This is a genomic window from Zoogloea sp., from assembly GCF_044344315.1.
In the GTDB taxonomy this organism is placed as follows: domain Bacteria; phylum Pseudomonadota; class Gammaproteobacteria; order Burkholderiales; family Rhodocyclaceae; genus Zoogloea.
The window spans coordinates 28,831-41,573 of sequence record NZ_JBIJDC010000001.1 but is presented as its reverse complement, the minus strand read 5'-3'; the positions used below and the strand labels follow the sequence as shown (position 1 = coordinate 41,573).

9 protein-coding genes are annotated in these 12,743 nt (G+C 63.2%); all 9 read left to right on the top strand.

Annotated features, from left to right (window positions below; translation table 11 throughout):
- The first annotated feature begins 4 nt into the window (after positions 1-4).
- The 9 genes from gspD (at position 5) to ACIQ09_RS00130 (ending at position 12,701) form a co-directional block, all read left to right on the top strand.
- Entirely contained in the window at positions 5-2,332 is a 2,328-nt protein-coding gene (gspD, locus tag ACIQ09_RS00170) for a type II secretion system secretin GspD (RefSeq protein ID WP_398304289.1), read from the top strand.
- Positions 2,333-3,032: 700 nt separating this feature from the next.
- On the top strand, positions 3,033-4,496 hold the full coding sequence (locus ACIQ09_RS00165) for a hypothetical protein (RefSeq protein ID WP_398304286.1): 1,464 nt from the start codon (positions 3,033-3,035) through the stop codon (positions 4,494-4,496).
- Positions 4,497-4,597: 101 nt separating this feature from the next.
- Complete coding sequence (locus ACIQ09_RS00160) at positions 4,598-5,539, top strand: peptidylprolyl isomerase (protein ID WP_398304283.1); 942 nt, start codon at positions 4,598-4,600, stop codon at positions 5,537-5,539.
- A gap of 161 nt (positions 5,540-5,700) precedes the next feature.
- On the top strand, positions 5,701-6,492 hold the full coding sequence (locus ACIQ09_RS00155) for an ABC transporter permease (RefSeq protein ID WP_398304280.1): 792 nt from the start codon (positions 5,701-5,703) through the stop codon (positions 6,490-6,492).
- On the top strand, positions 6,492-7,691 hold the full coding sequence (locus ACIQ09_RS00150; RefSeq protein ID WP_398304277.1) for an ABC transporter ATP-binding protein: 1,200 nt from the start codon (positions 6,492-6,494) through the stop codon (positions 7,689-7,691). The genes ACIQ09_RS00155 and ACIQ09_RS00150 overlap by 1 nt, the downstream gene beginning before the upstream one ends.
- Positions 7,676-9,634 carry a hypothetical protein gene (locus tag ACIQ09_RS00145; protein ID WP_398304274.1) on the top strand — a complete coding sequence of 653 codons (1,959 nt, stop codon included), beginning with the start codon at positions 7,676-7,678 and terminating at the stop codon, positions 9,632-9,634. Before ACIQ09_RS00150 ends, ACIQ09_RS00145 begins: the two co-directional genes overlap by 16 nt.
- Positions 9,609-10,769 (top strand): DegT/DnrJ/EryC1/StrS family aminotransferase, encoded by a 1,161-nt coding sequence (locus ACIQ09_RS00140; protein WP_398304271.1) that lies wholly within the window; start codon positions 9,609-9,611, stop codon positions 10,767-10,769. Before ACIQ09_RS00145 ends, ACIQ09_RS00140 begins: the two co-directional genes overlap by 26 nt.
- A complete protein-coding gene (locus ACIQ09_RS00135) occupies positions 10,769-11,734 on the top strand; it encodes a glycosyltransferase family 2 protein (protein ID WP_398304268.1) in 966 nt (321 codons plus the stop codon). Before ACIQ09_RS00140 ends, ACIQ09_RS00135 begins: the two co-directional genes overlap by 1 nt.
- On the top strand, positions 11,724-12,701 hold the full coding sequence (locus ACIQ09_RS00130; protein WP_398304265.1) for a WxcM-like domain-containing protein: 978 nt from the start codon (positions 11,724-11,726) through the stop codon (positions 12,699-12,701). Before ACIQ09_RS00135 ends, ACIQ09_RS00130 begins: the two co-directional genes overlap by 11 nt.
- The last annotated feature ends 42 nt before the right edge of the window (positions 12,702-12,743 follow it).

The window sequence follows — 12,743 nt, the reverse complement described above, 5'->3', positions numbered from 1 at the left end:
ACGGATGAAACGGCTGCAATCTGTCTTAATGGCCTGCTCCCTGGGCCTGGCGATGTCCTTTGGGGCTCTGGCCCAGGCCTTGCCCGACCCGCAGGCCCCGTCGAGCTTGTCTGCCGAAGCTTCGGGCAGGGCAGGCGTGGATGCGCCGGTAGCCATCGATGCCTATCGGGCCGAAGGTACGGTTCCGTCGGCTGGCGATGGCTCACCGGCAGGCTCTGCCGCGCAGGCTGCCAAGGCCAAGCGGTCCGGCCCGGTGCTCATCAAGGGCAACGATCAGCTCATGAAGCTCCCGGCGGCGCGGAACCTCGTGGTCTCGGATGACAAGGGCGTGGGGCTGCGCTTCGAGAAGGCGACCGTGACGGAAGTGATCCACTTCATCATGGGCGATCTGCTCAAGCTTGATTATTCCATCGTGCCCCCGCTGACAGGTGATATCACCCTGCACACCCAGGGTGCAGTGCCCAAGGACCAGCTTCTGGGCATTCTCGAATCCCTGCTTCTGAACAACGGCATCGTCATGGTGCCGGATGTGAATGGTCACTATCGCATCGGCAAGGCCGAGATGATGAAGAGCGCCGTGCCCATTCCGCGGCGCGCCAATTCGAACCTTGCCGGTTACGGCAGCGTGATCATTCCGCTGCAGCACATCGGCGCCGCCGAGATGGCTGAGATCCTGCGTCCCGTGGCCGGGCCGGAAGCCTTTGTGCGTGTCGATGTGCTCCGCAATCTGCTTGTCCTGGCCGGTACCCGCAACCAAGTGGAGGGGTGGCTGGAGATCGTCTCGACCTTCGATGTCGATATGCTCAAGGGTATGTCGGTGGGCCTGTTTCCCCTGGAGAATACCTCGGTCAAGGAGATCGAGACCACGCTGCGGTCCCTGTTCGCCGGTGGTGACGCTGGGGCGGGCGGGGCGGGCGCAAAGCCGGCGGCCGCTGCAGGCGGAACAGGGAAGGCGGATGACGCCAGCTCGGCGTCGACCGCGGTCCGCATGGCCGGGCCGCTGGGTGGGTTGATCCGCGTGCTGGGGATAGAGCGGCTCAATGCGCTGCTGGTCATCACCCCGCGCGCCCACATGCTTGAGCAGGCCAAGTCGTGGATCGAGCGCCTCGACAAGCCGATGGACTCCGACGGAGAGGCGCAGCTATATGTATACCCGGTCCAGAACGGGTCGGCCCAGCACCTTGCCAACCTGCTCAATGGCCTGTATTCGCCCCAGCCGTCCACCGGCACCGGGCAGGCTGCCACTGGCGTGGCGCCGGGGCTTTCCACGGCAACCCAGACCACGGCAGGCTTTGGTGCCAATACAGGCGCAAGTGGTTTCGGATTCGCATCCGGGACGGGCAACACGGGTATGGGTGCCAACCTGACAGGGAACCGGGCGGGGCAGAACGCCCAGGTCATTCCGTCGTCGGTCACCCAGGTGAGTCTCGGCAAGGATATCCGTGTCGTGGCTGACAACAACAACAACGCGCTCCTGATCCATGCCCCGCGCCGGGACTACAAGCGCATCGAAGCCGCCTTGCGCCAGCTCGACATCACGCCTAACCAGGTGCTCATTGAGGCCAGCATCGTCGAGGTGACCCTGACCGATGAGACCAAGTACGGTCTGCAGTGGTACTTCGAAGGCGGGCTCGGCAATGGTGGCTGGAGCGGAACCGGCGTGCTCGGAAACACCACGACGGGGGCCATCAATACGGCCCAGCAAGGCTTTTCCTACACGGTCACCAACCCGCTCGGGGCGGTCCGTGCGGTGCTGAACGCCATGGCCGACAAGCAACTGGTCAACGTAATATCGTCACCCTCTGTGATGGTCCTGGATAACCAGACCGCGTCCATCCAGGTGGGGGATCAGCAGCCGATCCGTTCATCCACGACGGTTACCGATGGTGGCGTCAGCACCTCGTCCATCCAGTACAAGGATACGGGTGTCCTGCTTTCGGTGACGCCTTCCGTCAATGCCGGTAACCTCATCTCCATGCAGATCAACCAGAGCATCTCGGATGTAGGGGGTGTCGATTCGGCCACGGGGCAGCGCAGCTTCCTCCAGCGCATGATCACCAGCAAGGTGGCGGTCCGCTCTGGTGAAACCATTGTCCTGGGTGGCCTTATTCGCGACAACAAGGGGGATGGCAAGCAGGGTGTCCCGCTGTTGCAGGACATCCCGGTGCTGGGCGCCCTGTTTTCGACGACCACCCTGAAAAAGAACCGGACCGAGCTGTTGGTCATGATCACCCCCCGGGTGGTGCGCACCGAGCAGGATGTCCGTGAGGTGGGGGCGGAACTGAAATCCAAGATGCAGGGCCTGAAACCCCTGCTGGGTATCAAGCGTTGAGGGGTTCCGGTGGCGCTAGCGCTTTCGGGGCGGTTTTATTGTTGAAAAGAGTAATAATTTGTGAGTGAAGTCATGATGTTTTTTCGGCGTGATGTGACTTTTTCCCGGCAAGGGCGTTTCCGGGCTTGGGGTATGATCTGTGCCGCGTGCCTTACGGTATTGGCAGGTTGCGCCTCGTTCGCCACGCGCGAACCGGAAACGGACGTCAGGGAGCGTGCCCAGGCCCGATGGGGTGCCCTTGTGACGGGGAATTGGGAAAAGGCTTACAGTTTTGCCACGCCCGCCTATCGCAAGGCTGTTGACCTTTTCGGGTTCAGGGGGCGTTCTGCTCCGGCGGCTAAACTTAAAAGCGCCGAGGTCGTTAATGTAAAGTGCAAGGACGCGACCTGCGATGTAACGATGCGTATCGGATTTGCGCCTCTGCAACGGGGTTACCCGGAGACCACGACCGATCTCGAGGAGCGTTGGATACTCGAAGCGGGTGAGTGGTGGCGGTACGAGCGATTCTAGGTTTTCGGGCTCATGGCCTGAGCTTGTGAATAGCCCGTATGTGTATGTAAAATTTCGTTGTTTTTGTGCAACAGGGCATGGCGCAATTGTGTTTGCAGGCTGTTCAAAAAAATTGCTGTCTGTGCTATGGTGTCATCCAGCGTAAGACTTGATTACGTTGCGTTCATTTTTTGCTATTTAGGAGTTCTGTATGAAGAAAAAGCTTCTTGCTGTTGGTGTTGCGGCCACTCTGGGTGCGCTGTCCGGAGTTTCGAACGCAGCGATCACCGTTGCGCAAAATGGTGTGGGTCACATCAACGTTCTGCCGTACTACTCGGTTCAGAACGGCAACACCACCCTGATCAGTATCGCTAACACCGACGAGCAGCATGGCAAGGCTGTCAAGGTCCGCTTCCGCGGCGCTCAGTTCTCCGACGACGTTTTTGACTTCCAAGTCTTCCTGTCCCCGGCTGACGTCTGGACCGCTGCCGTGACCCTGGACGGCACCGTTGCCCGTCTGGCCACCAGCGACAAGTCTTGCACCCTGCCGACCAGCGTCAATCAGCAGTTCGTGACCGCCCGTCTGCTGGATGCCAACAAGGCTCAAGGCACCCGTGAAGGCTACGTTGAAATCATCAACATGGGCGACATCATCAAGGGCGCTGCTGGCACTGCCAACAACCGTACCGCTGCTGCCTCCACCGGTGTGCAAACCGCTCTGTTCGATGCGACCAAGCACGTGAATGGTGTGGCTCCTTGCTCCTCCACCACCCTGATCGGTACCGGCGTTGAGCCGAACGATCTGAGCGACTCGCTGACTGCTCCGACCTCCGGTCTGACCTCCTTTGCGACCATCATCAACGTCGCTAACTCCAAGGCCTTCACCATTCCTGGTACCGCCCTGGTTCAGAGCGTCGCTGTTCCGGTTCGCTACGCCCGTCAGGCCAACCTGACCACCGGCACCGTGTCCTTCCCGCTGATCGCCTTTGACGCAGCCACCACCGCTGACAGTGTGTTCAACACCGCCACCGGCAACGTGCGCATGTACGAATTCGACCTGCCCGATCTGTCGACCCCGTACGGCACCGCCAACGTGACCGCTCAACTGGCTGAGCTGCAAGGCATTCTGGCTAAGGCTTCCGTCGTCACCGAGTACGCCACCGATGATTCCATCCTGGCCTCTACCGATGTCGTCCTGTCCCAGCCGACCCGTCGTTACTACTACACCTGGAGCAACGTTCCTAACGACACTGCGGATCCGCTGCGCACCCTGGCCACCGTTCTCGGCGCTACTGGCCCCTACGCCAGCCTGGTTGCCGGCACCAACTCCGTGGTTGTCGGCGCTCCCACCGTCTATGACCGTGAAGAGCGTACCGTGGTTGATCAAAGCAGCATCGTGATCTCCCCGAACCCGCAAGGTTCCGCCACCTGGACCCTGATCGGCGAAGTGTCCGTTGTGTCCATCAACAACGGCTCCACCCCGTCTGGCGCACTGGCTGCCAACATCACCGCTCAGGATTACACCTTTGCGTACAACGATGGTCTGGTTCGTCTGAGCACCACCAGCGCCAACGGCCCGCTGCCGGTTATCGGCTTCACCGCGGTGAACGTGTTCAACGCTGGTGTTGGCGCCTCCGGCACCAACTACGGCCAAGTTCTGCCGCTGAAGTGGTAAGCTGAGCTGTACCTAAACACCCCTTCGGGGGTGTTGAATGACAAAGGCGGGCCTGGCCCGCCTTTGTCATTTCTATCGTAAGCGCAGAATTATTGGTTGTGATGAACCGTCATTCAACAAATGCTGTCTTTTCTGCTTTTCCATTCGGAGTGAGCAAATTGAAGTTGTCGAATCTTCACATCGTTTCTTTTGTTTTTGCAGCGCTTGTTTCAAGCCAGTCTTATTCGGGTGACGAGATTGTCGCCACTCATGCCAAGGCTGCCGTTACTGCTGCTGATCTGCAAGCCGACATGGTCGGACGATCGCCAGAACTGCTGAAGCGCATGCGCGAGCCCGGCTCCCCATCCGGTGAGCGGATGGCTGCTGACATCATGTTGCGTCGCCTGGTGGCGAACAAAGCGCGTGTGGAAGGGCTGACGTCCCGCAAGGATATTCTTGATCGCCTCAAGTTGGCGGAAGAACGTGCCTTGTACGAGATCTACATGGAGCAGGCCGAGTCCAAAGCCGTGTCGGAGACTCAGGTGGAAGCCATTGCCCGGGATGAGTACAAAGCATTTCCCGAGAAATTCACCAAGCCGGAGGAGGTGCGTGCGCGCCACATCCTTTTCCGGGCTTGCGGCAGCGATCGGACAGCCTCCCGTGCACTGGCCGAGTCTGTGCTCGAAAAACTGCGCAATGGCGAGTCTTTCGAAGAACTTGCCCAGAAGTACTCCGACGATCCCGGCTCAGGCAAGCGTGGCGGTGATCTCGGCATGAAGCCGAAGGGCACGATGGTGCCCGAGTTTGAGGCGGTTGCCTTCTCGATGAAGAAGCCGGGCGAGTTGTCCGGGATCGTGGAGACCAACTTCGGGCTGCACATCATCCGTTTCGAAGAGCGACAGGCACCGGTGTTGCGTCCCTTTGACGAGGTGAAGGACGCCCTGATGGAGAGTGTCCGCAATCGCATGCGAGGTGAGGTCCGTAAGAAGATCGCCGATCCGCTGCGTGATCCAGCCACCATCAAGATCGACGCTGACGCCGTGCGACGTGCGGTGAGCAAGTAACACGCACATCATCTCCATCATGCCTGTACCGCGTATCTGCAGCAGATCCCCGGCGATACTGTTGCGAGGCGCTTGATGCCCGCGCCCGCTGCACAGCCCATGGCCTCGGCCCAGGATGGGTCGAAACATGGATTGTGCAGTGCGAGTGCCGGACGGATTCAATGAATATCCTTACCGAACTTTGGCAGCAGCGCTGGTTGTTCCTCACCTTTGTCCGGCGTGAGGTCACCAGTCGCTATTCCGGGACGATTGCCGGTGGATTGTGGGCCCTCGGCCAGCCCGTGCTCCTGTTGATGATCTACGGATTCGTCTTCCGGAAGGTCTTCAAGGTCGGCTTTCCCGAGCTGGGTGAGCACAGTTTCGTGGCCTTCGTGGCCTGTGCCCTGTGGCCCTGGATGGCTTTCCAGGAAGGGGTGCAGCGGGCGACCCACGCAGTGGTGGGTAACTCCGGCCTGGTCAAGAAGGTGCATTTTCCCCACGAGTTGCTGGTGTTCGCCTCGATTGGCGCTACCTTTTTCATTCATTTCGTCGGTTTCATGGTGGTCATCTGCGCCCTGGCCGTTGGTGGCGAGCCCTTCCGGTTTTCCGGGCTACCGGTGGTGTTGATGGGCTGGTTGGCGCTGCTGCTGCTGGCATCGGCGATAGCGCTGGTGACGGCATCCTTTCAGGTTTTCCTGAAGGACATCGACCACATGCTGGGCCCGGCGCTGATGATCATGTTCTACGTGACGCCCATCCTGTATCCCACCACGCAGGTGCCGGAGTCGGTGCGCTGGATTGTGGCCTTCAACCCCCTGGTGCATCTGCTCGAGCCTATCCGTGCCGGACTGATGCATGGGGACCTCGCGGCTTTCGGGCAGCTGTCCCTTTTCGTGCTGGGTGGCGGTGTGGCCGTGTTTGCGGCGGTGCTGTTGTTCCGGCGCCTCTCCGATTATTTCGAGGATTTCATCTGATGAGCGGGAGTCCTGTTGAAGCGCCGCTGATCAGCCTGACCGGGATCGGCAAGTCATATCCGATCGCGAATTCCGCGGCCGGGCGCATCCGCACCCTGTATTCCCTGCTGCGGCGCCAGCCCTTTACGGAACGCTACGATGCGCTGACCGACATCAGCTTCGATGTGCGTCGGGGAGAGTCCCTGGGCTTGATCGGCGTAAACGGTGCTGGCAAGTCGACCCTGCTGAAGATCATTGCCGGTGTGGTCAAGCCGACCGCGGGTGAGCTACAACTGCGGGGTCGCATCAGTGCCTTGCTGGAGCTGGGGGCGGGGTTTCACCCGGAATACACAGGGCGTCAGAACGTATTTCTGGCTACGGCCCTGATGGGCCTGAGCGAGCAGGAAACACGTGAGCGACTCGACGACATCCTGGCTTTTGCCGACATCGGCGAGCATATGGACCAGCCGATCAAGCACTACTCGTCAGGCATGATCGTGCGCCTAGGGTTTGCCGTCGCCACAACGGTCAGCCCGGACATTCTGATTACTGACGAAGTGCTGGCGGTGGGGGATGAGTCCTTTCAGCGCAAGTGCATAGCCTGGATGGAGAACTATCTTGCCAACGGCGGCACCCTGCTGCTTTGTGCGCATAGCATGTTCCATGTCCAGAAGCTCTGCCAAAAGGCTGCCTGGATTCATGATGGGCGCTTGCATGCCTACGGCGATTCCAACCGGGTCACGCGGGAGTACCTGGCCTGGCACGATGCCCGCAACGTCCCCAAGGCCCAGGATCACGCCACGGCCATCAAAAGTGGTCATTACGCCGTCCTGTCCGTGACGCTCAACGAGCGACCCAGCCCCGAAGGCATCACGCTGCCCGAAGGCGCGGCGCTGCGTATCGCCGGGCGGCTTTTCTCGCCGGATGATCGGGTTCCCACCGCCCTGGTGGGCTTTGTGCGCAAGGATGGCATGCCGATTTACGGAGTGTCATCGGAGATGGAGGGCCACGTGCTGTCGCGCGTTGCCGACAATGAGTTCGCCTTCGAGCTTGAGTTACCCGAGTTGTCCTTGCTCCCCGGTGAGTACACCATCAAGACGCATGCGCTCGACCCGGAGGGCTACCGCTTGTTCGACGAAATCGTCTGCGACGTGACCGTGACCGGAGAGAGCCGCGAACTTGGCGTGTGCCGGCTGCCCCATCGGTGGAACACCGTCTGACTCTGGCGGCGCCTCTGGCCTTCGGCGCGGCGTTTGGCGTGGCCGCGGGCCTGGCGGGAGCGCCCATCCTTGTGGCGCTCTGCCTGACCCTGCCCATGGCGCTCACCCTGGCCTGGGCCGACGGCCTGCGCCGGAGGGCTGGTCTCGCCAGCCTTGCCGGTGGCTGGGTGCTGGCTGTGCTGCTGGTCCTCGCCAGCCTCGCCATCCTCGCGGTGCTGGGTGTCCCGGCAATCGGCAGTGGCGCCCTGATGGTGGCCGTCCTGCTTGTGCCGTACGTCCGACGGCGGCGTCCCGGCAGTTTGCCGTTGCTATCCGCATCGGCGCCATCGCCCTCCCTTGTCCTGCTGCTGGCGCTGGTTGCGCTGCCCCTGGCTTTTTGGGGTGAAAGCCTGTGGAGCGCCTCGGCGGGCACTGCCAGCGGTGGGCCCCAGCGGATCTGGCAAGACTGGTATTTTCACGGGGTGCTGATCGACATGCTGGGGCAGGGAAGCCTCCATCCGGTCCATGATCTGCGTGGTGTGGACCTGCCCCTCGCGCCCTATCACTATCTCAGCTATGGCCTGGTCGGGTGGCTGTCGGCGTTCGGTGGCGCCCGTGGCATAGATCTGGCCTTTGTCGTCTGGTGGCCGCTCGGCATGCTGTTGATGCTTGCTGCCGCGTCGGAGTGGGTCTTTCGTCTGCGTCCCGAGCTGCCCTGGCTGGCTCTGGCCCTGCCTCTGACATTGTTCTGGCCGGACGCGGCGGGCTTGGGGTCCGGGCAGGCCTTTCTGGGCTGGCACTGGTTGCAGATGATCTCCCCCGGCAGCTTGTATGGCTGTGTGGTGGCCCTGTTGCTGGCGAGCTGGCTGCATGGCCGTCAGCAGGATGCCACCGCCCGCCCCGTGTGGAGCTTGTTGGTTTTGCTGCTGGCCCTGGCGCTGGGCATGTTGTTCAAGGCGCAGATCATTCTGCTGGCCGGGCCGCTGTTGCTGTTCTGGTGGGCGCTGACCCTTCCCGGCGCTGCTTTCCGACGCAGGATGATCGTGGCGGGAATGACCCTGCTGGCGCTGCTTGTCCTGCTGTGGATACCCTTGCCCGGCCTGCCCCTGATCCATCTCGGCGGTGGTGGATGGCGCGAATACTGGCCAGCGCTGCTGCACCTGCAGGCCCCCGGCTGGCTGGCCGGCCTGAGTGAGCCGGCCCTGGCGCCCATCGTCATTCTGGTAGGCACCCTGGGCTGGATGTTGCTCGGCATCCTGGCCTGGCCGCGGGCTCCCCGGGCCGTACGTGTGTGGATGCTGCTGGTCGTGGGGGGCTATCTGCTGTTTGCCCTGGGGCTGGATCTGGACAAGCGCGGCAGTGCCGGTACGCCGGAAGAGCTCCAGCACCGTCCGCTGGTCTGGGTGCTGCCCATGTGGTGGCTGACCACTGCGCCCTTCCTGGTGCCGTCTTCCGACCGCCCGCAGGGCCGGCGCGGCTGGGGTCTTGCTGCCGTGTTGCTGGTGCTGGTGGTGGGCTGCGTGGCGGGAATTCGGCTGGGTCCGGAGATACAGCGTGGTCCCGGCAAGATCGACGGCCGGCCGGCTTTGCCGAAGGGGCTGGTTGAGGCGGCTGCCCATATTCGGCAGCATGCTCGCCCTGGCGATGTCTGCCAGCGCGCCGATGCCGACCCTGGCTTCCGCCTCACTGCGCTGGCTGCCTGTACGCCCTACTGGATCGGTTTCAACCTGCATCCCCGCAGCTCTGCAGCGGTGCGCGTGCGTGCCGATGAATGGCAGCGCATGGTTGCCCTGCCGCCACCCGAGCGCCTGGAGGCACTCCGGCGGGCGGGGATTCGATGGTACAGTGCGGGGCCTTTATCGATGGTCGATGGCACGCCTTCCGCGCCAGACGATCCTCGCCTGCCTATGGAGCCGACATTCCAGTCTGGCGATGCCTATGTCGTCTATCAACTCCTGCCCTGACGTGCTGCCCGTGATCCCGATGAACAGCTTGAGCGGCGTGTACGCACGCTTTCAGGCCGACCTGAACGCCGCTGCGGCGCGGGTCATTGCCAGCGGCTGGACCATTCTGGGCCCCGAGGTGGATGCGTTTGAAGAGGCTTGGGCGGCCCATGTGGGAAGCGGACACTGCATTGGTGTAGCGAGCGGCAGCGATGCCCTTCAGCTCGCCCTGCGGGCGCTTGAGGTGGGCTCCGGCGACGAGGTGCTGACAGTGGCCAATGCCGGGGGCTACAGCACCCAGGCCATCCTGGCCGTTGGCGCTCGCCCGGTTTTCGTGGATATCCACCCCCACTCGCTACTGCTCGACGAGACCGCCATCGGCGGCGCGATAAGCCCGCGTACCCGGGCCCTCATCGTCACCCATCTGTATGGCCGCATGGCGCCCATGCCGGCCATTCTCGCCACCTGCCGGGCGGCGGGCATACCGGTGATCGAGGACGCAGCCCAGGCCCACGGCGCCAGCTGGGAGGGGCGACAGGCGGGTGCGTGGGGCGAGCTGGGCTGTTTCAGTTTCTATCCGACGAAGAACCTTGGCGCCCTGGGCGATGGCGGGGCGGTGTGTTGTAGTGATGCCGGCCTGGCGGCCCGTCTGCGCCAGTTGCGCCAGTACGGCTGGCAACCCAAGTACCAGGTGCAGATCCCGGGGGGCATGAACAGCCGCCTCGATGAAATCCAGGCAGCCTTCCTGCGGGTCCTGCTCCCGGCCCTGCCGGAATTGAATGCCGCGCGGCAGCAGGTGGCGGCACAGTATTCCGCGGTGCTCGGGGCATTGCCGGGCGGCGCCCTTCCGCCCCGACCCACCGAAGCCGTCGATGTGGCCCACCTTTTTGTGCTGCGCCATGCCCGGCGCGACGCGCTGCGTGCAGCGCTGCTGGCCCGGGGCATTCAGACCGACATCCACTACCCGCTGCCCGACCACCTTCAGCCGGGTTTCATCGCCCGGCTGGCTGCCCTCGGTGAGCCGCCCATGGCCCCGGCCGGTGCCCTGCCGGCGAGCGAGGCAGCCTGCGCCGAGGTATTCAGCCTGCCCTGCCATCCCAGCCTGGATGCCGGGCAGGTGCAGCGGGTCTGCGACGCCTTGCGTGAGGTCTGGTAATGAAGACTGCGCACCCGATGTTCTCGCTGGTCATACCGGTGTACCGCAACCAGGGTTCCTTGCCCGAGCTGTTGCGGCAGGTGGGGGCGCTGGCCGAACGTCTGCCCGGGGCGCTGGAGCTGGTCATGGTGGTCGATGCCAGCCCCGACGGCTCCTACGGCTACCTCCTCGAGCACCTTCCCCGGCAGGCCTTTGACAGTCAGTTGCTGCTGCTGGCGCGCAACTTCGGCTCCTTCGCGGCGATTCGCGAGGGCTTGCGTGAGGCGAAGGGCGACTATCTGGCGGTGATGGCCGCCGATCTGCAGGAGCCGATCGAACTGATGGAGCGCTTCTTCACCGCCCTCGCCGCCGATGAGGCCGACGTGGTGGTGGGCAGCCGGGAGGGGCGTGACGACCCCTGGCTGCAGCGCCTGCCGGCACAGCTGTTTTGGTCAGCCTACCGGCGCCTGATCAACCCCGAGATTCCCCCGGGCGGTGTCGACGTGTTCGGCTGCACACGGCGTTTTGCGTCCCATCTGGTGGCCCTGCCCGAGGCCCGCAGCTCCCTCGTGGGCCAGCTCTTCTGGCTTGGGCATCGGCGCAAGGTGTTCGGTTACACCCGGCTGGCCCGGGAGCACGGTGCCAGTGCCTGGAGCTTCCGGCGCAAGCTGGCCTACCTCTCCGACAGCCTGTTTGCGTTCTCCGATCTGCCCATCCGGGTGCTGCTTGTTTTGGGCGCTCTGGGGCTGGGGTTGGCCCTGGGGCTGGGCCTCGTCGTAGTCGTGGCCAAACTGACGGGCAAAGTGCCGGTGCCGGGCTATGCAGCGCTGATGGTGGCGATGACCTTCTTTGCCGGGCTCAACGCCCTCGGGCTCGGGCTGATCGGTTCCTACGCCTGGCGGGCTTACGAGAACAGCAAGCAGCGCCCGCTGGCCCTGGTGCTGAACCGGCACGATTTTGGTGTGGAGGACTCCAATGGTCGATGATGCGCACACGCCGGAGGCCGTAGTGTCGGCACCGGAGGGGGTTTTCGTACATGCACGGGCGCTCTGCGAGAGCCGTCAGGTGGGGCCGGGGTCGCGGGTCTGGGCCTTTGCCCACATCCTGCCCGGTGCGCGCCTGGGGGCCGACTGCAATGTCTGCGACCATGTTTTCATCGAGAACGACGTGGTGGTGGGTGATCGGGTCACCATCAAGTGCGGCGTGCAGTTGTGGGACGGGATCGAGCTGGGTGACGACGTCTTCATCGGCCCCAACGCCACCTTCTGCAATGACCGCATGCCCCGCAGCAAGTGCTACCCGGCGGAGTTCCTGAAGACGCGGGTCGAGGCCCGCGCCTCCATCGGGGCCAATGCCACGGTATTGCCCGGTCTCATCATCGGGCGCAACGCCATGGTGGGCGCCGGCGCAGTGGTGACCCGTTCGGTGCCGCCCAACGCTGTCGTTGTCGGCAATCCGGCACGCATCGTCGGTTATGTGGATACGCTGGGGCAGACCGAGCCCGGTGTGTCGTCGGGGCCCATGGCGCCTGTTGTTGCTGGCGGTGTGCAGCTATTCCGTCTGCCCCTGGTCAAGGACATGCGGGGCGATCTGACCGTGGGCGAATTCGGCCGCTCCCTGCCCTTCACCCCGCGTCGCTACTTCATGGTGATGAACGTGCCCAGCCAGGAAGTGCGTGGCGAGCACGCCCACCGGGAATGCGAGCAGCTGCTGCTGTGCGTGCGTGGCCGCTGCCAGGTGATGACCGACGACGGTAGCGTCCGGCGGGAATTCACCCTGGACGACCCGACCCTGGGGCTGTACCTGCCACCTATGACCTGGGGCGTGCAGTACAAGCATTCCGCCGACGCCCTGCTGCTGGTCTTCGCCTCCCATTACTACGATGCCGATGACTACATTCGTGACTATCAGTGCTTTCTTGATACCGTCGCGGCTGTTCCGGCCACTCCTTGATCGGATCCTTGCCCCATGACTTTGACCTTTACCGGCGAGCGT

Excerpts from the sequence above, each read along its gene's own strand:
- gspD (WP_398304289.1), top strand. The coding sequence starts at position 5 with ATGAAACGGCTGCAATCTGTCTTAATGGCCTGCTCCCTGGGCCTGGCG.
- ACIQ09_RS00165 (WP_398304286.1), top strand. The coding sequence starts at position 3,033 with ATGAAGAAAAAGCTTCTTGCTGTTGGTGTTGCGGCCACTCTGGGTGCG.
- ACIQ09_RS00160 (WP_398304283.1), top strand. The coding sequence starts at position 4,598 with ATGAACCGTCATTCAACAAATGCTGTCTTTTCTGCTTTTCCATTCGGA.
- ACIQ09_RS00155 (WP_398304280.1), top strand. The coding sequence starts at position 5,701 with ATGAATATCCTTACCGAACTTTGGCAGCAGCGCTGGTTGTTCCTCACC.
- ACIQ09_RS00150 (WP_398304277.1), top strand. The coding sequence starts at position 6,492 with ATGAGCGGGAGTCCTGTTGAAGCGCCGCTGATCAGCCTGACCGGGATC.
- ACIQ09_RS00140 (WP_398304271.1), top strand. The coding sequence starts at position 9,609 with ATGTCGTCTATCAACTCCTGCCCTGACGTGCTGCCCGTGATCCCGATG.
- ACIQ09_RS00135 (WP_398304268.1), top strand. The coding sequence starts at position 10,769 with ATGAAGACTGCGCACCCGATGTTCTCGCTGGTCATACCGGTGTACCGC.
- ACIQ09_RS00130 (WP_398304265.1), top strand. The coding sequence starts at position 11,724 with ATGGTCGATGATGCGCACACGCCGGAGGCCGTAGTGTCGGCACCGGAG.